The following is a 24,723-nucleotide window of genomic DNA, read 5'->3' as shown; positions in this document are numbered from 1 at the left end:
TTATATAAAAAGGACAAAATAGTATGAAGGAGCGAAGAAAATGCATAAATTGGAAGATAAATAGCGATTAGAAATGTCCTGGAATTTTTTTGATATATTTGATATAGTTTTGGATGCATTCGGCCTGTTTAGTTCCGGATCAAAATCATCAGTTTCAAAACCTAAAAAAAAGGCTCTGAATCATAATGTAATCTCTCAAAAGAAAGAATCAAAAGATTCAGATGTTTCACAGAAAAAATAAGTGTAACAGATTATTAGTTTAATCAAAATAATAAAAATAGGTTGTACAAATGTGTACAACCTATTTTGTTTATCGTGCCAGTGACGGAGCAAAACCATACTGTTTTTTAAAGGCATGTGAAAAATGTGACAGGTCTTCAAAGCCTACTTCCAGAAAAACATCGGAAGGTTTTTTATTCTTTTCAGATAAATGATAATAGGCCAGTTCAAGACGTTTTTGAGTAAGCCACCTCTGTGGAGTGGTTTGAAAAATCTTTCTGAAATCACGGTTAAATGTTGATAAACTTCTTCCAGTCAGATACCCGAATCGTTCCAAAGGCATGTTGAACATATAATTTTTTTCCATAAAACTTATCATATCCACTTTTCCCGGCTCATCAAAATCAGCCAGGACAGCATCTATATTCTGATCAATTTCCCTTAAAATACTGATGGCTTCAGTGATCTTTAAATGAGCTATATTTTCGGGAAGAGAACCCTCCATTTCAAAATAAGGAATAAGAGAGGCAAGGCAGCTGTTCAGAAGCGGATGACTGCTAAAGCTATAAATACTGGATTCCCGATATCCTGTTTTCTTTTGATTATCTACAGTGCTGTAAAATGCTTTCAACCGTTCTGTGGTGAGGTGCATTACTACTGCTTTATGAGGAAGCCCGTCCTTTGGATAATTGATAATCGTGGCAAGATGATTCCTCGGGATCAGAAAAATATCTCCGGCTTTGAACAAATAGGTTTTATCGGCCTGAATAATTTTCGTTTCCCCTGATATAAACCATACCAGCATATGATATTCAAAAACGGTTTCCGTTTTGAACAGTTTGTCATCATAGCTGGAAAGCTTAATATCCGGTGTGAGGTATTGTATCTGGAAATCCATTGTCAAAAGTTTTTCATTACAAATGTATTTAAAAAACACTTATTTGGTTTCAAAGTTGAATCCTAACATCTCTTCGCTCAGTTTCCATAATTGTTCAGCATTGTTTTTGTCGATAGAATAGGGCTGTACTCCACGGATGGTAGCCGGCTCATCAAACCTGTGCTCAATCTGTCCTCTGTCGATCTCTGCAATATCACAGTTTTCACAATAAACTCCACCTATTTCGTTGAGCTGAGGACTTACAGAACACCAGACTGTTGTTGCAGCTCCTTGTGATAAGGTTTTCAGTCTTGCTTCCACTTCCGGTTTGATATTTCCGTTTTCATCATGGGTTCCAAGCTGTTTAAAAAGTTCAATAGGTTCTTCTCTTCCCAGATCAGTTCCATATACAGAACCCGGATGAAGGGAATAAGCTCTGATATTGAATTCTTTTCCTCTCTCATCAAGTTCTACCGCAAATAAATTACAGGCTGTTTTGGATTGGCCATATCCGGAGAGGGTATCATAATCTCTTTTCTCAAAATTGGGATCTTCAAAATTAAACGGAGCCATCTGATGTCCGTAGGATGAAACACTTATGACTCTTGCTCCATCTGCTTTTTTCAGAGCCGTCCATAGTTTTGCGGTAAGATGAAACTGTCCTAGGTAGTTCGTTGCCAGTTGAGATTCAAGCCCTCTGGCGTCTCTGCGGAGAGGAACCCACATAATTCCTGCATTATTAATAAGAAGATCCAGGCTTCTGCCGGACGAGATAAATCTTTCTGCAAAAGCGTCAATAGATGCCGGGTCCATCAGATCCATTTTTTCAAGTTCAAAATTTTCAATTCCTGTAAGGTTTTTCTCTGCTTTTTCAATATCTCTGGCAGGAATGATAACATGCGCTCCGGCTGAAGTAAGGGCTTTTGTGGTTTCAAGGCCGATACCTGCGTATCCTCCCGTAATGATAACGTTTTTTCCGGTAAGATCAATTCCCTGAATAACTTCCTGAGCTGTTGAAAACGCATTAAAGCCAGATTGAATAGGTTGCTGCAATGAGCTGATAGTTGGTTTCATTTTTTTGTTGTTTTAAATTTCTATAGCAAAATTAGGATGAATTCCCTGTCTTCATTTTGTTTAAAATGTCAAATAACTTGGCTCAGAATTTCATTTGTAATCTCCATGTATTAAGGCAAATAGAATTATATATCGTTAATTTCCCTGAATAAGCTGTTAAACTGTTTGTAGGTTGTTCTGTGAATAAGTAATTTTGAAAAATTTTCAATTTGAAGCCTACTATTTCCATTGTCGTTGCCATTTACAACCGAAAAGATGAACTTTTTGAGCTGCTGACCTCTCTTACCCAGCAGACAGATAAGGATTTCGAGATCATTATCGTAGATGATGGTTCTTTGATTGATCTGAAACCAACCATTAAAAACTTTGAACAGGGTTTAGATATTAAATATTTCAGAAAGGATAACTCAGGGCCCGGATTGACAAGAAATTACGGTGCGGCAAGAGCAGCGAATGAATGGCTGGTATTTGTAGACAGTGATGTTATTGTTGAAAAGGATTATATTGAACATATTAAAAACGATATTCTTACCATTCCTTGTGACGCGTTTGGAGGAGCAGATAAGGCGCATAAAGGGTTTAATCTGATGCAGAAGGCTATTTCTTATTCTATGACTTCTGTTTTTACTACCGGAGGAATAAGGGGAAGTAAGAAAGCTGTTTCTAAATTCCAGCCCAGAAGTTTCAACATGGGTGTGAAAAAAGCTGTTTTTGAAAAAGTAGGTGGATTTTCAGAAATGAGAATAGGTGAGGATCCGGATCTTTCCATGACCCTTTGGGAGAACGGTTTTACTACTGCTTTTTTTGATGATATTGCCGTATATCATAAACGTAGAGTTGATTTTGGAAAATTTTCCAAGCAGGTTTATCAGTTTGGTTGCGCAAGACCAATTCTTAATCAGAGACACCCTAACTATGTGAAGATTTCTTTTGCATTTCCTACTTTATTTATGCTAGGATACGGAATGGGCTTTCTTGAGTATTTTATAATGGGAAGAGGGGTTATCCTTTCTTTTTACGGATTATATACCTTTTTGGTGTTGTTTCACGCTTTATTACTGACTAAAAATATCAGTATTGCTGGTATGGCAGTTATTTCCACTTATATTCAGATGTTTTCTTATGGATATGGTTTTTTAAAATCCTGGATTCTGCTGAATGTTCTAAAAATGAAACCTGAGGAGGCTTTTCCTCATCATTACTATAAGAAGTAAGAGGGCTGATCGTTTGCAAAAGACATTCAATAGGAATGGGCTTTAGCCCATTTATCAAATAAATAACATCTTCCAATGGCTTTAGCCGTAATCTAAAGATAATACACAACGTTTGCTATTCCGTAAGAATTCAGATCAGAGGTCGTAATTTAAACCAAAATAAAAAAAGGCTGTTTCAAACGAAACAGCCTTTTTACAATAATAAATTTAGGATATAGAAATGTTTTCATGGTGGTTAAGAACACCTACTTTCAGCATACACTCCTTCATTTTATGGTAAGTTCTTTTAATATCGTGGTCAAGGCCGATGGAGAATCTGATCAATCCGTCAGAAATCCCTATGGAAGCACGTTCTTCCTCTGGAATTTCAGATGAAGTAGATTTTCCTGAGCATGAGAATAAGGTTTTATAGAACCCTAAGCTTACTGCAAGGTAGCCAAGGTTTTCTGCCTGCATCATTTCCATCAGTTCGTTCGCTTTTTCTGTTGTGCCTGCATCCAGAGTCAGTAATCCTCCGTATCCGTATTCTTCATGAATCATGCTTTTCATTAATTCATGGTTCTTGTGTGATGGCAATCCCGGATAAGATACCATTAAACCATCTTCCTCGAATCTTTCGGCAAGATACATGGCATTATGGCTGTGCTGTTTTATTCTGATATGCAATGTTCTCAGGTTCTTTAGGATACTTGAAGACCTTAGACTGTCCATAGTAGGACCAAGAAGCATACACGCTCCGGAATTTACATTTTTAGTATCATCAATAAATGCCTGTGTTGCACAATATACACCTCCTACAGTATCACTGCTTCCGTTGATGAATTTCGTCAAACTGTGGATTACAACATCAGCCCCGAATACTGTCGGTGAGATTGAAAGAGGAGAGAAGGTGTTATCTACAATCAGTTTCAGATTGTGTTTTTTACAGATTTCGGAAAGTTTTCTAAGGTCTGCTACTTCAAGAAGCGGATTGCTCACACTTTCACAGTAGATCACTTTAGTATTGGGAGTAATTGCATTTTCTACAGCCTCAAAATTGTTGATGTCAACAAAGCTGGTTGCTACATTAAACTGAGGCATGAAGTTTTTAAGAAAAGCATAAGTTCCTCCGTAGATGGTTCTGCTTGAAATAATATGGTCTCCACTTTTGCATACCTGCATCAAAACAGAAGTAATAGCTCCCATTCCGGATGCTGTAACGTTGGCAGATTCCGTGTTTTCCATCTTGGCAAGAGCCTGAGCCAGATAAAGGTTCATCGGGGATGAATGTCTGGAATACAGGTAGCATCCTTCCGCATTTCCTTCAAAAGTATCAAACATAGTCTTTGCAGAAAGGAACGTATAGGTAGAGCTGTCAGAGATAGAAGGATTCACTCCTCCGAATTCACCAAAATACTGAAGATCCTGGATCTCGTTGGCTGCGTTAAAGTTTTCCATAAATATTTGTTTTTATTTTATTGTCACAATTTGCACTAATTTGCTAATTATTACAACATAAATTTGAATTTATAGAATATAAAACTGTAAAATATTGTTTATTTAGAAAAAATATTTAGTATCTTCGATATTATTAAACTTTTACCAAAAAAATATCTATGGAACTTGACGAAACTGATAAGAAACTCTTGTTTTTTCTACAGGAAGACTGCAAACAAACCACCAAAGAGTTGTCCGGGAAGCTTGGATTATCTGTTACAGCTGTTTATGAGCGAGTGAAAAAGCTTGAAAATTCAGGCGTTATTTCAAAATATGTAGCCTTGCTGGACAAAAGCAAAGTTAAGAAAAATTTTATCGTTCTGTGTCATGTGAAATTAAGCCAGCATAAAAAAGAATTTGTACTTCAGTTTGAAAAGGAGGTGATGGATCTGCAGGAAGTGACAGAGTGTTTCCATGTAAGCGGTGATTATGATTATATCCTTAAGATAGGCGTAAAAGATATTGAAGATTATCGCAGTTTTATGCTGACAAAACTTACGACGCTTCAGCACATCGCAAGCACACACAGCTCATTTATGATTTCTGAAGTAAAAAATACAACGGCGATCGTATTATAGATTATTGGACTGCCTTATGATAAAAAACGATCGGTTCAGATCGTTTTTTCATTAATAAAAAAGGAAGTTACTTCCGGTTTTTGTATCAGCTGTTCCAGATATGATTTTAAGGTTTCAGAGGTCAGATCAGTTGTATTATTGATCTGTATGCTTCGGAGGCTTCCGTCTTTCTGTGGGGCAATCAAAATGATATTGCCATATTTCAGATGATAAAGTTTCATGTTTACAATGGCAAAGTCTTCCTTTTCAAGAGTGGTGAAGGCTGAGAAGTCGATTCTGTTATCAGAAGTCTTTATAAATCCTTGCCCGATTACATCCGGAAAGTTCCTTGAGACAATATTCATTTTACTGGATGTATATTCTTTGTCATCAATGAAATCTGTAAGAACAAGAATCGTAAAGAATACTCTGTCTTTATTTTTGACCTTATGTGAATTTAGAGTTCCCCAGTTGTTTTCAAGAAAACTTGTATAGACAATCCTTTTGCCCTGAAGTTTTAATCCGAAAAAATTTCCCAGTGTTCCCACTCCTTTAAAGCCGTCTTTCTGAATACTGTCATAGATAGGATAAGGAAATACACCGTATGTAAAGGGCCCTGAATCTTTGCCCTTTACTTTGAGTTCTTCTTCCATTCTTTTAAAATCTAAATCTTCCTTTTGATTTTGTATTTTTAACTGTTTTTCTCTTACGTTTTTGATGTTTTCGGAGGACTGCGCGAAAGACAGGTTTGCAATAAAGATTAAAGTAAAAGCTAAATAGAATTTTGTGTTCTTCAATTGGTATTAGTTTTATATTGGTTGTTATAGATCTCCTTTTGTCATTTTATCAATGAAATAATGAAGTTTTTTAATCTCGGTTCTGCCTTTGTTTTTGTCATTTAAAAAACAAGTGGTCACAATAACCATTTTTAAGTCTGGAATGACGCATATGAGCTGGCCGCCATAACCTGTTGCTACGAAAGCCTGATGTCCGTTGGTCTTCCTTCGCCACCAGTAATAGCCATATCCGTTGGCATCCGGCATTACATCCCAGTAATCCAGTTTTACATGCTCTGCTGTAGATTCCTGAATCCATTTTGAAGACACGATCTGTTTGCCGCTAAATTTTCCGTTATTCAGAATCATAATACCGAATTTCAGCAGATCTTCAGGTTTCATAAAAAGCTCTGAAGCTGCAAAGTTTCTATCCATTGAATCCGTATCCCATCGGGGAATATTCATTTTTAAAGGTCTAAAAAGATTTTCTGCAGCAAATTGTTTCAGATTCGTTTTTACAATTTTTGCCAAAGCAGCCCCAAAAAGATGGCTTTCACCGCTGTTGTAATTAAAAACTGTTCCCGGATATTCTTCAAAAGGCAGATCCAGTACAAATTTTACGGGATCACCGGAAAAAGACATCGCTGTTGAGATTTTTGAATTTTCAACCCAGTCAAAACCACCTTGCATGGTCAGTAGATTTTTTAATGTTAATGTATTTCTAATGGAATCATGAGTTACCTTTCCTTCAATGTTGGAAATATTTTTAAATCTGCTCCTTGAGACATTGTATTCCGGAAGAATTTTTAAAACCGGAGTGTTGAGGTTGGGCAGGATGTTTTTATCCTGTGCAATACCTGCCAGAACAGAGACAATACTTTTGGTAACAGATTTTACACTGAAGATGGTTTCTTTATTGGCTCCGTGAAAATAGTGTTCGTAAATTATCTTATTGTTTTGCGAAACCATAAAAGATCCCAGAGAAGGAATGCTATCAGTGATTTCTTTGGTGAACTGGTCTGTAAATTCTTTCGGTAATTCTTTGTTAAAGGCAACCTGTGAATTCACTTTAGGGCAGAATAAGGTAAGACATAGCATAGTCAAAACCTGCAGTACTTGCTTGGATCTCATTGTTTAAAAAGAAGGGATAAATTATTAGCTGATGAAAAAAGTACAAGCCAAATCTATCCGGATGGATCAACATAGCCAATGCTTTCAATGCCTCTAAATTATGAAAAACAATGAACTTTTAAAATATATTTTACCGAATATTTTTATTTTTTAGAAAGATTCTGAAATTCGGTTTTATTAAAAAGGATAAGTGAAAAATTATACCAATACACCATTTTTAGAAGAAATAGGATCAGGAAGGTCTGTTTCTCCGCTCATCTGAAGAAGATCAATTTCAATTGTTCGGCAGATAGAAAGCATAGGAACATCAAACATTAATCCTGCAAAAGGGTTTTCAGAATAATCTCCCACCAGTTCCATGATAATGTAGATCCATCCGATGATGATACAGAATGGAATAGAAGTCCAGATTCCCCAATCGCCAAGTTTTGCAAACTCATTGACTAATCCCAGAGGAAGAAGCATGATAAACAGGATGTTAAAAACAAAGGCTGTACTGGCAAACTGTCTTGGGGAAGGGAATTTTTTGATTCTTTCTGCCTGTCCCTGAAAATTATAGAATTCATTCAAGGCGTTCTGCAGCTGAGTCTGGTTGAATTCTGTAATGGCTCCCATATTTTTCAGCTCATTGATGTCTTTTGCCTGTTGAGATACCAGGTAAGTGGCAAAATTTTTATAATCATTTTTAAGTTCATATTCTTCCTCCGAAAGATATTTGTGGAGGAAAATAGGGGCTCTTCCGTAATCCGGAAACCCGGCTTTAATCAATCTGTTTCTTCTCAGGTTAATATTCCCGAATTTATTATTTTCCGTACTGATATGCTCCCATTCTGTAGGAACCAGAAGCTGTTCACGGAAAGTGTATAGCCACGCAATATGACGATAAACGATTCTTCTTTTACGGTCTTCAAGATCAAAAACACCAATTTCTTCATTTTTGGTATCAAAGGCATACACCATAGATGCAAACGAACGGCTGGAATTCACAATGCCACCCCAGATTTTTCTGGCTTCCCAAAGTCTGTCATACGCCTGGTTATTTTTAAAACCCACAAGGAACGCTTCTGCTGTACCAATCAGTGCAACAGGAACCCAGGGAATCGTCATCCAGTGCCAGTTGAAGAAATAAAAGAAAACAGCAATCAATGTACACCAGATAGAGATGAGGATAAGATGCACACCGGCAAGATTGAGAACCTGTTTATAATTGACGTATTTGGTTGTGATCATAAAGAAGAATGTGTTTTGCGTGTAGAGACAAAATAAATACCAAACTGTGATGTGCTTTGTTTTGTAATGCCTGCCAGGTAATGAATAATTGGGTTTTCTTGGTTTATAATAGTCTAAAATTGAGGTTGATAATCTTAAATAAAAGTAATGAAAAAATTGCATAAAAAAAACCTCTAAAATTTTTAGAGGTTTTAATTTTATATAAATTTAATATTTCAATATTTCTTCAATCTTACTGCTGAGCTTTTCAGCATTTGGAAGCATTTCTTTTTCCAGTACCAGATTGATCGGAACAGCAGGTACATCCAGTGATCCCATTGTTTCTACAGGTGCGTCAAGATACTTGAAGCAGTTTTTAGAGATACGGTGTGCGAAAGCTTCTGCAAAAGAGTTGTTAAGCTGTTCTTCGGTGAGAACGATACATTTTCCATGAGCTTTTACTCTTTCAAAAACAAGTTCTTCATCAAGAGGAATTAAAGTTCTTAAGTCAATCACCTCAACTCTTCCGTTGAAATTTTTAGCTGCTTCTTTCGCCCAATAAACTCCCATTCCGTAAGTAACTACTAGTAAGGTTCTGCCTTTTTCAGTTTCATCCTTATCAGCTTCAATGATTACTTTTCCTTTTCCAAACGGAAGAACATAGTCTTCAGCTGGTTCTATTGTTTTAGCATCTTCGGTTCCCGGAACTTTACTCCAGTATAATCCTTTGTGCTCCAGCATTACTACCGGATTCGGATCATAATAAGCTGCTTTTAATAATCCTTTGAAATCGGCAGCATTACTTGGATATGCTATTTTGATTCCTTTTATATTGGCTAAAATACTTTCAACGCTTCCGCTGTGGTAAGGACCACCTCCTCCATATGCCCCGATAGGAACACGGATGATGTTGCTTACAGGGAATTTTCCACCGCTTAAGTAGCTCGACTTTGAGATCTCTGTGATTAGCTGGTTTATTCCCGGGTAAATATAATCTGCAAACTGAACTTCAACAATTGGTTTCAGTCCCACAGCACTCATCCCAGCTGTAGATCCAATGATATAAGCCTCCTGAATCGCTGTATTGAATACTCTTTTGCTTCCGAATTTTTTCCCTAAAGTCACTGTTTCACGGAAAACCCCACCAATTCTTTCTCCTACATCCTGTCCGTAAAGAAGAGCTTCAGGGTGTTTCCACATCAATTCCTGTATCGCGTGGATAGCAGCATCTACCATTACAATTTTTTCTCCGTTGGCGGGTTCACGTGTTCCTGTTTCCTCTGTAATTGGAGTAGGTGCAAAAACGTGCTGCATTACGGTTTCAGGTTTCGGATCTTCTGCATTTTTAGCTTTTTCAAAAGCTTCTTCTGCTTCAAGGCGGGCCTTTTTAGTGATTTGCTTCAAAAGATCTTCATCAATGCCTGTTTCCAGTAGATGTTTTCTAAGAATTTCTCCCGGATCTTTAGCTCTATGTTTTGTTAAATCTTCTTCGTCTCTATAGAATTCTCTTCTTACTCCGGAAGTGTGATGCCCGATCAATACTGTTTTTGCGCAGACAACCAAAGGTTTTCTTTCGGTTCTTACAAAATCCACCGCTTTTTTCATGGCTTCGAAACTTTCCACGAAATCTGTTCCGTCTACTCTCATCCTGCTTAATCCGGTGAATCCTGCTACAAAATCATAAGCATCACAGGTTCTTGCCTCATCCTTTGTTACGGAAATTCCCCATTCATTATCCTGAACCAGGAATATGATAGGAAGCTGATGTAATGCGGCAAACTGTAAAGCTTCACTCACTTCACCTTCTGTAACAGAATTGTCTCCAAGGCTGCACACAACAACAGGGTTGTTTTCGAACTCCTGAAGATTAAAGTCCTGTATGTATTTGATTCCCTGAGCTACTCCTGTAGTAGGGATAGTCTGCATCCCCGTAGCGGAGCTCTGGTGAACAATTTTGGGTTTGTTTTCGTCCCTGCTTGAAGGGTGGGAATAATAAGACCTTCCTCCTGAAAAAGGATCATCAGCTTTAGCCAGTAATTGAAGCATTAACTGATAGGGTTCAAAACCAATTCCTAAAAGAATACTTTCGTCTCTGTAATAAGGAGAAACCCAGTCTTCTTTCTTTAGCTGATAGGCTGTTGCAAGCTGTATAGCTTCGTGGCCTCTTGAAGTACTATGAACGTATTTACAGATATTTCTGTTTTCTTCGTAAATATCAGCCATTGCTTTGGCCAGCATCATGTGATTATACGCTTTGAGCAATATATCCTGAGAAACTTTTTCGTGAAGTGCATTTTCCATAGGAAGCAAATATACACAAAAAAACAAAATACTAACAACTGTTAGTATTTTGTAAAAAATCTTTGTCTATATAGGTTATTCCTTGATCACTTTTTTAGAAATAACATCTTTGTCTGTTTTTACTTCAATGATGTAAATTCCTTTGGTGTATGTGGATAAATCTATCTGTTCTTTGTCATTGTTGATGATTCCGTTTTGTAATTTTTTCCCTGTAAGATCATATACATTGAAAGTGGATTTTTTAGGTGCTTTCAGGATGTTTGTAAAGTCCTTCGTAATCGTAGGGGAAATTGCGAGATTATTAAGAGGGTTTGCAGTGTCCTTAGTTCCTAATAGCTCAGTAAATCCTGTTACAATAATAGAGTAGTTTTGAGGAGCATTTCCGCCTGAGTTGTTTTTGAGTATCCCTTTATTGGTAATCTCTATTTTATAAGTTCTTCCTGCAACCGGGGCATCAATGATAACCTGTTCCACATTATCTACAGTGTTATCTCCCTTGGTAGCCGGAGTCATTGGGTTGTTGGCATCCAGTTTCCACGGATAATACACGGTGTTTGTAGTGGTGTCTGTAATTTTCAGATCCAGATCATTAATTAATTTGGAACTTCTGTTATTGTAAATATTTCCCCATTGATTTGTGAAGTTGGTAAACTCAGGATCTATCCAGGATATGGTCACCTTTAACGGTTCTGAGCCTGATGCTTTTACTGTTTTTACATTGGCAACCCCGCTATTTAAGGTTTCATCATTGAAAATGATACTATTGTTAGATTTTCCAACAAGAAGTTCAGCTCCTTTTTTAGCATCAATAAACCCCCAGCCAAATTGTGGATCAGGACCAATATTTCCTGCTTCTTTTGCTGAGTGTACCATTAAGGTTTTTGCTGATGCAGCATTTAATAAGCTTCCGGAAAACAGTTGTTTGTTAATCTGTGTCCAAAGTCCAACAATACCTGTTACTACAGGTGCAGAATAAGAAGTACCATCTCCTATATCAATTTTACTGCCTCCTGTAGCATTATTATCTGTCCATGCACTGGCAACACTTGTTCCTACAGCAGTGATGTCTGGTTTGATACCTCCGTCATCTCTTGGTCCTGCACTGCTATAAACGGAATGGATAACATCTGAAGAGTTTGTGTATCTTCCATCATTAGTTGTAATTCTATCCGCTGCTGCTACAACGATAATATTTTTCCCTAGAGAGCCAATTCCTATACAGTCATATCCTTGAGCGCAATTATTGGGAGGTAAAACATCGGTTGCTGCGAATTCAACTAAATTTCCTGAACTATTTTTATAATACTTTTTATAAGTACTTGTATCAGCACTAGGTCCTTCACCAAATGAATTTCCTGCGGACTTTATGATAATGTATGATGGGTTGTTGTATACAATCTGATCATAATCACGGTCATTGGTATGATAAGTTCCCTGAGCATCAAATGTAGTATTGGGGCTTGAAAACGCCCCATTCCATACCCATGAAGGTTCATTATTAATCAGTTGAGGGTCTGCCCATCCCTGATTAGTTCCATATGAGTGATTTGAAATGTTAGGTTGAGCTGTTGTGATTTTTTGAAATACTGTTTTTTGGGTAGTTTCACCGTCCAGAACAGAAGTTCCAAAAGCATATGCATCTATAGTAGAATTAGGTGCAATTCCTTTGAAATTAACCTGTCTTGTTGTACCATTTGTAAACGTTACAGTGTATGGGTAATCTTTTGCTCCTATAAAACTGGAAACAGCTGTTGCGTGGTCACCATAGTTGACAGTGCTGCTTTCTTTATTCGTTATTCTATTCGGTAAATTGTTAAAAAAAACATGACCAGCAAATACTCTTGCTACACCGGATGAGGTGCTTCCGTCGAAAATGGTAAACTTAATGCCTTCTCCATTAAACGATCCCGTTAAACCTGTAATAGTTCCTCCCTGTAAAAAATCAGAATTGGAGTTTTTAATCTGATCCATGTCATGAGCTTGAAAAAAATAAGGTCTGTTATCGGGTAAAAATCCTGCCAGATTGGTTCTTTGCTGCTCGATTTCTTTTAAAACTTCAGGAGTTTTGTTAGCGCCATATCGTTTAGATACATAAGAATCAAACCTCTCATTGTTGTCTATTCTTTGGCGTTCTAACTTTCTATTCAATTCTTCGTTGTTTTGCGCACTTGTTAATGTAATAATCAATGTGCTGATTAAAAGTAATTGTTTCTTCATTTTGAGTAATAAATTGTAAAAATTATAGTTAGTCAAAATTATAGCAAAAAACTGATAATTAGTTAGTTTTGGTAAATAATTCTAATTTTTTTAATAATATTTTAATATTTTATTTCATGTTTGTTTGAGTTGTTTATTTTTTTAATAAGATGTGCATGTTTTTGTTATTTTCAATATTACTGTTTATTGCTTTTTTAGTATAAAACAATAATTGGAAAAAATGGTATTTAACATTTGAAACAGAAACGACCAGTTTATCAAAAAACTCAACGCTTTGTTTTCAGATTCTGATAACTGGCTAAAATGATTCAGGGTACATGGTTGTTGTTTGTTTTTTGGAGATTGGTTGAAAATAAGTCTAAATAAACCTAATTGTAATTAACTCATACAGCCAATATTTAAGGTATAAGAGTGTTTAGCATGAGTTCTTGATTTATCTTGAGAGAATGGAAGTAAGTATGCAAAAAAACAGAATACTAACTGTTGTTAGTATTCTGTAAAAATTCTATGTAGATACAGGTTATTCCTTGATCACTTTTTTGGAAATAACATCTTTGTCTGTTTTTACTTCAATGATGTAAATTCCTTTAGTGTAAGTGGATAAATCAATCTGTTCTTTATCATTGCTGATGGTACCGCTTTGTAATTTTTTTCCTGTAAGATCATACACATTGAAAGTTGATTTTTTAGGTGCTTTCAGAATGTTTGTGAAGTCCTTCGTAATCGTAGGGGAAATTGCGAGATTATTAAGAGGGCTTGCAGCATCCTTAGTTCCTAATAGCTCCGTAAATCCGGTTACTATAATAGAGTAGTTTTGAGGAGCATTACCACCTGAATCGTTTTTAAGTGTCCCTTTATTGGTAATCTCTATTTTATAAGTTCTTCCGGCAACCGGAGCATCAATGACAACCTGTTCCACATTATCTACAGTGTTATCTCCTTTGGTAGCCGGAGTCATTGGGTTGTTGGCATTCAATTTCCATGGATAATACACGGTGTTGGTAGTGGTGTCTGTGATTTTTAGATCCAGATCATTGACTAATCTTGAATTTCTGATATTATATAAATCTGCCCATGTCGTGTTGTCGGTTATATTTACGTTGTATGCAGGGTCTATCCATGATATGGTAACTTTTAAAGGTTCTGAACCTGATGCTTTTACTGTTTTTACATTGGCAACCCCATTATTTAAAGTTTCATTATTAAAAATGATACTGTTATTGGATTTCCCTACCAGCAGTTCAGCTCCTTTTTTTGCATTAATTAAACCCCATCCGAAATGTGGATCCGGACCAATATTTCCAGCTTCTAATGCAGAATGAATCATTAATGTTTTTGCGGAAGCTGCATTAAGCTCGGTGCCGGTAAAAAGCTGCTGGTTGATTTGTGCCCAAAGTCCAATAATTCCGGTAACAATGGGTGCGGAATATGATGTTCCGGTTCCATATTCATAATCTTCCTGATTTGCACTGTTTACACTGGCAGATAGAACATCTGTTCCTGTTGCTGTAATATCTGGTTTTATACCACCATCGTCTCTCGGACCTGCACTGCTGCTGGCAGAATGAATGACATCAGCAGATGCTGTATATCTGTTTTCATTATTGTTAATGACATTATTATTAGCAACAATAATAATATTTTTTGCTAACGATCCTATACCTATGCAGTCATACCCTTGAGCGCAGTTATCGGCTGGTTTAGTATCAGTAGAAGAAAATTGAACAGGATTCCCGTTATTGGTATAAAAAGCGGGCAAAAAATTATATGCTGTGGGCCCCATTCCATAATCATTTCCTGCAGCTTTTACTATAATATAGGAGGGATTATTATATACAATTTTATCATAATTTTGATCTTCTGCAAAGTATGTTCCATTTAAATTAGCTGAGTTATTTGGGCTTGAGAATGCTCCATTCCATACTAAAACATATTGACCCTGTGATACTTCTACAGGTTCCCATCCGGCAGTCATTCCATATGAATGATTTGAGATTTTAGGTTGGGCAATTAATATCTTTTGAAAAATATTACTTTGAGTTGTGTTTCCTGGAAGGGTGGAAGCGTTCATGAAATAGGAATCTATTGTTGAGCTTTTTGCTACTCCTGCAAGATTTAAATTATTGAAAGTAGCATTTACGCTTCCATCTGGATTATAAAAAGTTTTTGTAAGACTATAAGGTTTAGCTCCTATAAATCCTGATACGGCAGTTGCATGAGAATGGTAAGCTATACTATCCGGATTTTCTTTGTTGGTAATCCGATTTGGCAAATTATTGAATAATTGATGAGATTCTAAAACACGGCCGCCATCAAAAACAGTATACTTGATATTTTCTCCATTGAATGAACCTGATAAACCATTAATTTGTCCATTTTGAATTTGGTCAGCATTAGAGTTTTTAATCTGTCTTATGTCATTTAACTTTTGAAAATAAGGGGTTCCATCGGGAGTAAATCCTGCAACGCTGCTTTTTTTGTTTTCAATATTCTTTGTAATTTCTTCTAACAGTTTGTTTGGAGCCTTTTGGGTTTCATCCTTTCTGTTTCTTTTTAATTTTTCAACATAGTTGTCAAACTTTTTATTATTTTCTATTCTTTGTTTTTCAAACTCATTCATTAAAGCTTGATTGTTTTTTTGCGCACCCACCAAAGAAATAACTAAAGTGCTGATCGAAATAAAGATCTTCTTCATAATTTTTGATAAAAGGTTAAATGTTGTATTGTTATTCAAAATTATCAGTACTGTATTTTATTTCCAATTTTAATGCTTGTAATTTTACTATATGCGCTGTTTGGTGTATTTTAATTTGTATTTTGTTTATAATTTTATATTATATTTAATTTTTATAGGTTTATTTTCATTCAGTTTGAGAGTAGAAAACTGAAAAAGCTGATCAGATTACTTTTTTTCCATACAAATTGGGACCGAAAACAAGAATTTTAATGAAATCAACATCAGGTATTACTAAAAATTGTGTCTTTTTTAATTTCTTTTAAGCAAAACGCTGACTTCATAATGACCTTTTCAAAACAAATAATTGGAAAAAATGAAGTAACTTTACATTCTCTTTTTTATTAAAAAGTTAGAACATTATATGTATTTAATTTTTGACACAGAAACAACCGGTTTACCAAAAAATTTCAACGCTCCGCTTTCAGATTCGGAAAACTGGCCAAGAATGGTTCAGATTGCATGGCAGGTACATGATGATGATGGGAATTTAGTTGAAAATCAGGATTATATAATAAAACCTGAAGGGTATGATATTCCTTTCAATGCAGCCCGTATTCATGGAATTACAACGAAAATTGCCAATGAAGAAGGACGTGACCTTGAAGAAATTTTAAAAGAATTTGCTGAAGTTTTAGATAGAGTAAGAGTCGTTTCCGGACATAATGTGGAATTCGATTACAATATCGTAGGAGCAGAATTTTACAGAAAAAACCTTAAAGATAACCTACAGGAAAAACCCAGAGCAGATACCATGATTTTGGGAACCGACTTCTGTCAGTTAGGCGGAGGAAGGGGTGGAAGATACAAATCTCCGAAACTTGAAGAACTTTACGAAAAGCTTTATGGAAGCAAGTTTGATGAAGCGCATAATGCTGCTGCCGACGTAAATGCTACGGCAAGAGCTTTTTTTGAAATGATAAGAATAGGAGTTGTTCCCGCAGAAACATTGAAGATTTCTGAGGATCAGCTTGCATATTTCAAGAGCCTTTATCCTGATCCGATAAAACCTTTTAATATTGTTATCAGAAGGCAGGTTGCGGATTTTCATAACAAGAAAAAGCAGCAGGATTTCGGAAGTGTTGATGAAATTGATCTTGGTAAATATTTCAATTTTGACAATCATAGTGTTTTCTCAACATTAATGGCCACTTCCAGTATTAATGATTTAATTAAAAAAGCTACGGATGATAATTTCCCTGCCGTTGGAATGGTAGATTTGGGAAATATGATGGGCGCTTTTAAATTTGTTTCAGCAATTGAAGGTGCAAATGGTGACCGTGCAAAAAAGCATAAAGAATATTTAGCAAAAAAGCAGGAAGCTGAAGAAAACGGAGAAGAATTTAATGAGGCTGAACCTGTTTCTGAACCTTTAATTCCTGTTGTGGGTTGTGAATTTTATATTTCAGACCGTTACGAACAGAAGCAGTTTACCAAAGATGATCCTGACAGAAGAACACAGGTGGTTTTGCTGGCGAAAGATTTTGAAGGATATAAAAACTTAGCAAAACTTTCAAGTATTGGATTCTTAAAAGGATTTTATTTTGGAGTTCCCAGAATCAGCCGTGAATTGATTGCTGAATATAAAGAAGGGTTAATTGCTCTGACTTCCGGAATTCTGGGAGATGTTCCGGATGCTATTTTAAATACCGGTGAACAAAAAGGAGAGGAGCTTTTCAAATGGTGGAAAGAAACTTTTGAAGATGATTTTTATGTACAGATTCAAAATCATAAACTGCCTGAAGAAGAGCATTTAAATGACGTTTTACTGCATTTTGCAGATAAATATAATGTTAAGATTTTAGCACAGAACGAAACTTTTTATACCAATAAAGATGATTCTAATATTCAGGATATTGTAAGCTGTATCAAAGACGGTGAAAAATTGACAACTCCTGTCGGAAAAGGCTTTGGGAAGAGAAGAGGATTGGCTACAGGAGAATATTATATCAAAAATTCTGATGAAATAAAAGAAGCTTTTTTAGCTTATCCTGATGCTTTTGATGCTTATGAAGAATTCACTGCAAAATTCAAACCCTATACATTAAAAAGAGATGTATTGCTTCCAAAATTTGATATTCCGGAAGAATTTATTCATGCTGAAGATGATATTGATGGAGGGAAACGGGGTGAAATGGCGTATTTGACTCATTTAACCTATGAAGGGGCGAAAAAAAGATATGCAGATACCGGAATCACAGACGAAATTAAAGAACGTTTGGATTTTGAACTGGAAGTAGTTGCCAATACAGGATACCCTGGTTATTTCCTGATTGTACAGGATTTTTGTAATGAAGCAAGAAAAATGGGCGTTTGGGTTGGTCCAGGCCGTGGTTCTGCTGCAGGTTCTGCCGTAGCTTACTGTACCGGAATTACCAATGTGGATCCTATTAAGTATGATTTGCTTTTTGAAAGATTTTTGAATCCGGAAAGGGTTTCCATGCCGGATATTGATATTGATTTTGATGATGAGGGACGTGATAAAATCATCAAATGGGTAGTTGAAAAATACGGTAAAAACCAGGTAGCTCAGATTATTACGTACTCGGTTTTAGGAGGGAAATCTGCAATTAAAGATGCGGGAAGGGTGCTGGATGTTCCGATTCCTGATACCAATAATATTGCAAAATTAATTCCGCCAAGTCCGGGGATGAACATTGCAAAAGCTTTATCTAAATATGATAAACTAAAACCGGAAGAACAGATGCTTGTTGATGAAATGAGATATGTTCTGAACAGTCCGGATGATGCCCGTCATGATGTACTTGCGAGTGCAAAAAAAATGGAGGGCTGTATCCGAAATACCGGTATTCATGCCTGCGGGGTGATTATTACACCAGAAGATGTAAGTAATCTGGTTCCGGTGACTATTGCTGCAAAAGATGCAGATATCCTGGTTTCGCAGTTTGATAACTCCGTGGCAGAAAGTGCAGGTCTTCTGAAGATGGACTTCCTGGGGTTGAGAACTTTGACGATCATTAAAGATGCATTGAAGCTGGTGAAAGCAAGATATGATATAGATATTGATCCGGATCTTATTCCGCTTGATGATACGAAGACTTATCAATTATTTAAAGAAGGAAGAACAGTAGGAATTTTCCAATATGAAAGTCCCGGGATGCAAAAATACATGAGGGAGCTTAAGCCAACGGTTTTTGCCGACCTTATTGCAATGAATGCTTTGTATCGTCCGGGTCCGATCAAATACATTCCAAACTTTATCAACAGAAAGCACGGAATTGAAGAGATCGTTTATGACTTACCTGAAACAGAAGAGTACTTAAAAGAAACATACGGGATTACTGTTTATCAGGAGCAGGTAATGCTTTTGTCTCAGAAGCTGGCCAATTTTACAAAAGGTGAAGCCGATACTTTGAGAAAAGCGATGGGTAAAAAGCAGATCGATGTTCTTAATAAAATGTACCCGAAATTTATTGAAGGAGGTAGGAAAAACAATCTGAATGAAGAAAGGCTGGAGAAAATCTGGAATGACTGGAAAGCCTTTGCGGAATATGCCTTCAACAAATCTCACTCCACTTGCTACGCATTTATTGCTTACCAGACAGCTTATCTGAAAGCCAATTACCCTGCGGAATATATGGCAAGTGTGATGAGTAATAACATTAACAATACGGATTCAATTACCATGTTTATGGAGGATTGTAAAAGTATGGGAGTGGATGTATTAGGACCGGATGTGAATGAATCTCAATATAAATTTTCTGTAAACGAAAAAGGACAGATCCGTTTCGGATTGGGAGCAATCAAAGGGATTGGAGAAGGTCCGAGTGAAGGAATTACACGGGAAAGAGCGAACGGAAGATTCAAAAATATTTATGATTTTTTTGAAAGAATTCTGCCTTCGCAAATGAATAAAAGAGTAGCGGAAAGTTTGGTGCTTGCAGGAGCTTTTGATGAATTGGATTCTTTCCATAGAGGTCAGTATTTTGATATTGATATGGCTGGAAGAACAAATCTTGAAAGATTGATCAGATACGGACAAAGCTTTCAGGAGAGTAAAAATGAAATGGAACACTCTCTTTTTGCGGATTTTGCAGAAGAAGTTCAGATTGAGCAGCCGAAACTGGCACCATGCCCGGAATGGCCAAACATGCATAAACTTAATAAAGAAAAAGAAACCATCGGATTTTATCTTTCCGCACACCCTTTGGATGAATTTAAATACCAATATCAGTTTATGCAGGGGCAGCTTTCTAAAAAGGCGGTGTTGGAAAAGGATGAGGAAAAAGTAGTTATAGATGAAGCTCCTATTTTGGAAAAAGATTCTATTGATGAGGTTGCTGATCTTGTAGAAATTGTTTCTGATGACATCGTTGCCGGTGAAGAAGAGGAGATTATAGAAGAAGTTATAAAAAAAGCTGAACCAAAAGGGGTTTTTCATTTTTTGAATCTTGATGAAGTGGATGCCTATAAAGAACAGGCTTTCGCCAATAAACAGGAAGAACTTTTTGAAGAAAAGAAAAAAGACTGGAAAACTTTACAGAAAGAAAGAGAAAACGGTGGTGGCGGAAAAGAATATACTGTCGCTGGTCTGATTACGGAATATGTGGTAAAAGATGGTTTCAGAAGCGGTGAAAAAGTAGCTTTTGTTACGCTGGAAGATTATTCGGGATCTTATTCATTCAGATTGGGAGACAGGGATTATATGAGGCTGAAGGAGAAACTGGAGGTTCAGAGATTTGTAATTTTCAAAATAAAATTTGCTCAGGTGAAGGATGGAAGAGTCTTCGTTAATGTAAATGATGTGATAGAACTACAGGAAGCTTTTGAAAGGTTTGCGAAGAGTATATCTTTGGTCATGGACGTTATGGATGTAAGAGCTGAAGATCTGGATTTTTTCAGAACGGTGCTTGATAGAAATAAAGGAAATCAAAAGCTGAAGTTCTTTATCAGAAATCTTGAGGATGACTCTCATATCGAAGTGCAGTCTATGAAGCATTCGGTAGATCTGAATGGAGATTTGATTAAAGAAATTCAGTTATTGAATAAATATGAGTTCTATTTAAATTAAAGTAAAATATACTATTTAAAAAGAGTGGCTTAGGTCACTCTTTTTTTTGTTTACATATTGAGAATATTTATGAAAAATTTTAAATGCTTTTTTGCAATAAATAGAAAAATATTCTGAAGTCTATTTTAATTATATAGTAATTTAAATCGTTGATTATTAGTATTTTATTATTTTTCAACGTATTGCGAAATATCTGTTAAAATTAAATAAACGTTTGATTTTATTGTATTTTATTGCTGTTTTTATTTGTTTTTGTTTATTGTTTTGTGATATTTTCTGATTTTTTAGTTAAAATTTAAATTAATATTTATACATTTATCGCCCTAACTTTTATTATTAACTATTTATGAAGAAATTACTACTATTAAGTCTATTTTTAATAGCTTCCATTACCAATGCCCAGATAATGCTGGGAAGCGGGACTACCCAGGGCGGATATGTTCCTATTGATGTCAACTACGGATACAACTACACGCAGCAGATTTTTACTAAAAGTGAAATTAATGCTAACGCTGCGGGGAATATCACCGGAATGAAGTTTTATTTACCAAATAATGCTGATATTACAAAATCAGTAGATTGGGTAGTGTATGTAGGCCATACTACTAAAACATCTTTTTCCAGTACTACAGACTGGATTCCTACATCTGGTTTGTCTCAGGTGTTTTCGGGGACAGTAAGTGCTTCCGGAGGAGAAGTGACTGTAAACTTTACCACACCTTTTACTTATAATAATACGGATAACCTTGTTGTTGCTGTTGATGAGAATACTACAGATTATACAGCAACTTCAAACAGGTTCTATACTTTTACAGGAGCTTCCAATTCAACTTTGTATTATAGAAGCGATACAACCAATCCGGATCCGGCTTCGCCACCTACGGGAACAAGAACAACAACGAAATCTATTACCAATCTGCTGGGGCTTACTCCGGGAGTTCCGGCTTGTCCTGCTGTTTCTGCACCTGCCGCTGCTGCAACGGGCGTTTCGGTATTGCCTACCATTAGCTGGGCTGTTGCAAGCTCTGCATCATCATATAAGATCAGCATCGGAACAACGCCGGGTGCCACCAACGTGATGAACATGCAGGATGTAGGAAATGTAACTTCCTATACTTTAACGAGTTCTCTGAGTTTTGATACTCAGTATTATTATACAGTATATGCTGCCAATTCTACCGGAGTTTCTGCTGCATGTACAGAAAGATCTTTTACCACCATGGCTACCTTAGGATGTCCGTCTGTGAGTGCGCCTACAGCTGCTCAGGTTGGTTTACCTGTGTTGACTACTTTTTCCTGGCCTGCAGTAAGTGGAGCGTTGGGATACAACTTAAGTATTGGAACATCAGCAGGTTCATCCAATGTTTTGAGTAATTTTAATATGGGTAACGTTACTACTTACACCCTTACTCCTGCACAGCAGCTGAACCCTACAACACAGTATTATTATACTATTACAGCTTATAATGGTGGTGTTGTATCAACAGGTTGTACTGAAAGAAATTTCACAACTACTGTTGTACCTCCGGCAAATGATAACTGTTCAGATGCTATAAATTTAACAGTAAATCCTTCTTTGGCTTGTACTGCTACAACTCCTGGTAATACATTGGGAGCTACAGAATCTATGGCTGCCGGTGCTTGCAACGGAAGTCCAAATGATGATGTTTGGTATAAATTTACTGCAACAGCTGCAAGCCATGTTATAGCGATCTCTAATGTAACTTCTACAGGAACTACAACAGGGATTTCAGATATGTATTTCCAGGTATTATCAGGAAGCTGTGGTACTATGACAAGTATGCTGTGTTCTGATGCTGATACGAATATTGTTACCGGTCTTACTCCGGGTCAGACGTATTATATCAGAGTATACACTTATTCATCTACTGTTACTGCCAATGCAAGTTTCAATATCTGTGTAAGTACACCACCGGCACCACCAGCTAATGACGACTGTGCAAACGCGGTGGCTATTACTATTAACCCTGATATGAGTTGTGCTAGTGTTACAGCAGGGACTACATTGGGAGGAACAAGTTCGGGAGTTGCTCTTGGTTCTTGTTCAGGAACAGCTGACGATGATGTTTGGTATAAATTTACTGCAACATCAACAGGTCATACTTTCCAGCTGAAAAATATAGTTTCTGTAGGAAATGTTTCTACAACATCTTTGTATGCCCAGGTATTTAGTGGCGCTTGTGGCGCTTTGGTAAGTACTAATTGTATCAGTTCAAATACAAGCTTTACAAACTTAACGGGTCTTACTGCAGGTCAGACTTATTATGTAAGAGTATACACTTATGATTCTAATTCAGGGGCAAGTTTCTATGCAAACTCTTTTGATATCTGTATGGGAACGCTTCCTGCAGCTCCTGCTAATGATGAGTGTTCTGCTGCTGTTTCTTTATCTGTGAGCCCAACACTTACATGTGCTTCACCGGTATCCGGAACAACTTTAAGTGCAACTAATTCAGGATTGGCGGTAAGTCCGTGTACAGGAACAGCAGATGATGATGTTTGGTACAAATTTACAGCTACAGGTACTGATCATGTAGTATTGCTTTCAAACGTTACAGCGGTTGGAACTTCTACATCAACGAGTGTATATACTCAGGTTTTCAGTGGAGCTTGTGGTACTTTGACGAGTATTAAATGCGGTACGGCAGTAAATACACCGCTTACTGGTCTTACTCCAGGGCAGACTTATTATGTGAGGGTTTATAATTCCAATACAAATGGTAGTACACTATATGCTAATAGTTTCAATATCTGTATTGGTACACCTCCTCCTCCGCCTGCAAATGATGATTGTGCAAACGCTACATCTCTTTCTGTAAGCAGTACAGATGCTTTTGTGAATGCTATGAATGGTTCTACTGTGAGTGCTACTCAGAGTTCAGGAGTTACAGCACCTACATGTAGTGCATCAGGTATCAATGATGATGTTTGGTATTCATTTACTGCAACAGGTGCAACACATCTTGTACATGTTTTATATACTGATAATGCGACAAGTACACAGATCTATTCTGGAACATGTGGAGCTTTAACAGCTATGACTTGTTTTGATGGTGCTTATGGAAATTCCAGTGTATTATTGCAAAACCTTGTAGTAGGACAAACGTATTATGTTAGAGTGTATTCTTCTACAAGTACTGCAACTACAACATCCAATTTCCAGATTGCTGTAACCACTCCTTCACCTGTAATTAATGATACTTGTGATACAGCTATTGCTCTGGCTTGTAATGGTACTGCTCAGGGTGTTAATGCTCTTGCCGGGGATGAAACACTTCCTGCTTCAACATGTGGTAGTTCTGGAAGCACGGCATCTTATAAAGGTGTTTGGTATACCGTAAAAGCTACTGAAAATGGTCCTATTACTATTGATGCTTGTGGTACACAATATGACGCCTATTTAAGAGTGTATACAGGTACTTGTGGTTCACTTACTTGTTTCAGCAACAGTTCAGGTGTAGGATATGCTGATGCCGGTTGTGCCAATACTCTTTATAATGCTCCGACATTAACATTTACAGGAGTTGCGGGTACTACTTATTATGTATTACTTACAGGATATGCTGCATCTAGAATTGGTAATTATAACATTTCTGTTACACAAGGATGTTCAGGGCTTGCAACAGCTGAAGTTGAAAAGAAAAACAATGAAATTAAAGCTTACCCTAATCCATTTGTTGACGATCTGAATATTTCAGATGCTTCTAAAGTAAAATCTGCTTCTGTAGTTGATGTTGCGGGAAGAATAGTGAAGACTATTGACAATCCTTCTTCTGCGCTTCACCTGGGAGATCTGAAACAAGGAATGTATTTAGTAGTACTGAATATGAAAGATGGATCTAAGCAAACGATAAAAGCGATTAAAAGATAAAATGTATTAATTAT

13 protein-coding genes are annotated in these 24,723 nt (G+C 36.6%); 4 read left to right on the top strand and 9 right to left on the bottom strand.

What is annotated here, in order from left to right; genetic code table 11:
• Positions 1 to 310: 310 nt before the first annotated feature.
• Both OL225_RS12665 and OL225_RS12660 read right to left on the bottom strand, forming a co-directional pair.
• The gene (locus OL225_RS12665; RefSeq protein WP_264518498.1) at positions 311 to 1,117 is read right to left on the bottom strand and encodes a helix-turn-helix domain-containing protein; all 807 of its coding nucleotides are present in this window, start codon (positions 1,115 to 1,117) and stop codon (positions 311 to 313) included.
• A gap of 39 nt (positions 1,118 to 1,156) precedes the next feature.
• Positions 1,157 to 2,170 carry an SDR family NAD(P)-dependent oxidoreductase gene (locus tag OL225_RS12660; RefSeq protein ID WP_264518497.1) on the bottom strand — a complete coding sequence of 338 codons (1,014 nt, stop codon included), beginning with the start codon at positions 2,168 to 2,170 and terminating at the stop codon, positions 1,157 to 1,159.
• A 209-nt stretch (positions 2,171 to 2,379) separates the two neighbouring features.
• On the opposite strand from OL225_RS12660, the gene OL225_RS12655 reads away from it, so the two are divergent.
• Positions 2,380 to 3,384 (top strand): glycosyltransferase, encoded by a 1,005-nt coding sequence (locus OL225_RS12655; RefSeq protein WP_264518496.1) that lies wholly within the window; start codon positions 2,380 to 2,382, stop codon positions 3,382 to 3,384.
• A 207-nt stretch (positions 3,385 to 3,591) separates the two neighbouring features.
• On the opposite strand, the gene OL225_RS12650 is transcribed toward OL225_RS12655, so the two are convergent.
• A complete protein-coding gene (locus tag OL225_RS12650) occupies positions 3,592 to 4,821 on the bottom strand; it encodes an aminotransferase class I/II-fold pyridoxal phosphate-dependent enzyme (protein ID WP_264518495.1) in 1,230 nt (409 codons plus the stop codon).
• Between the two features lie 158 nt (positions 4,822 to 4,979).
• Between OL225_RS12650 and OL225_RS12645 the strand changes: the two genes are divergently transcribed.
• Complete coding sequence (locus OL225_RS12645; RefSeq protein ID WP_047377024.1) at positions 4,980 to 5,438, top strand: Lrp/AsnC family transcriptional regulator; 459 nt, start codon at positions 4,980 to 4,982, stop codon at positions 5,436 to 5,438.
• A 35-nt stretch (positions 5,439 to 5,473) separates the two neighbouring features.
• On the opposite strand, the gene OL225_RS12640 is transcribed toward OL225_RS12645, so the two are convergent.
• From OL225_RS12640 to OL225_RS12615, 6 genes are all read right to left on the bottom strand, one after another.
• Positions 5,474 to 6,214 (bottom strand): hypothetical protein, encoded by a 741-nt coding sequence (locus tag OL225_RS12640; RefSeq protein WP_264518494.1) that lies wholly within the window; start codon positions 6,212 to 6,214, stop codon positions 5,474 to 5,476.
• Positions 6,215 to 6,238: 24 nt separating this feature from the next.
• Positions 6,239 to 7,324: a serine hydrolase domain-containing protein gene (locus OL225_RS12635; protein ID WP_264518493.1), complete on the bottom strand. Its 1,086-nt coding sequence runs from the start codon at positions 7,322 to 7,324 to the stop codon at positions 6,239 to 6,241.
• Between the two features lie 198 nt (positions 7,325 to 7,522).
• Complete coding sequence (locus OL225_RS12630) at positions 7,523 to 8,554, bottom strand: bestrophin family protein (RefSeq protein WP_047377021.1); 1,032 nt, start codon at positions 8,552 to 8,554, stop codon at positions 7,523 to 7,525.
• A 207-nt stretch (positions 8,555 to 8,761) separates the two neighbouring features.
• The gene (locus OL225_RS12625) at positions 8,762 to 10,834 is read right to left on the bottom strand and encodes a thiamine pyrophosphate-dependent enzyme (protein WP_264518492.1); all 2,073 of its coding nucleotides are present in this window, start codon (positions 10,832 to 10,834) and stop codon (positions 8,762 to 8,764) included.
• 75 nt (positions 10,835 to 10,909) lie between these two features.
• Positions 10,910 to 13,051, bottom strand: a complete 2,142-nt coding sequence (locus OL225_RS12620) for a S8 family peptidase (RefSeq protein WP_264518491.1) — start codon at positions 13,049 to 13,051, stop codon at positions 10,910 to 10,912.
• A gap of 520 nt (positions 13,052 to 13,571) precedes the next feature.
• Entirely contained in the window at positions 13,572 to 15,746 is a 2,175-nt protein-coding gene (locus OL225_RS12615) for a S8 family peptidase (protein ID WP_264518490.1), read from the bottom strand.
• A gap of 403 nt (positions 15,747 to 16,149) precedes the next feature.
• Here OL225_RS12615 and dnaE point away from each other — a divergent pair, with 403 nt between their 5' ends.
• Together dnaE and OL225_RS12605 are read left to right on the top strand one after the other, a co-directional pair.
• Positions 16,150 to 20,817 (top strand): DNA polymerase III subunit alpha, encoded by a 4,668-nt coding sequence (gene dnaE, locus OL225_RS12610; RefSeq protein ID WP_264518489.1) that lies wholly within the window; start codon positions 16,150 to 16,152, stop codon positions 20,815 to 20,817.
• A 346-nt stretch (positions 20,818 to 21,163) separates the two neighbouring features.
• Positions 21,164 to 24,709, top strand: coding sequence for a T9SS type A sorting domain-containing protein (locus OL225_RS12605; protein WP_264518488.1), 3,546 nt, complete (start codon positions 21,164 to 21,166; stop codon positions 24,707 to 24,709).
• Positions 24,710 to 24,723 lie beyond the last annotated feature (14 nt).

The organism is Chryseobacterium viscerum, assembly GCF_025949665.1.
Taxonomy (GTDB): domain Bacteria; phylum Bacteroidota; class Bacteroidia; order Flavobacteriales; family Weeksellaceae; genus Chryseobacterium; species Chryseobacterium viscerum_A.
This window is presented reverse-complemented; position numbering and strand designations above follow the sequence as displayed.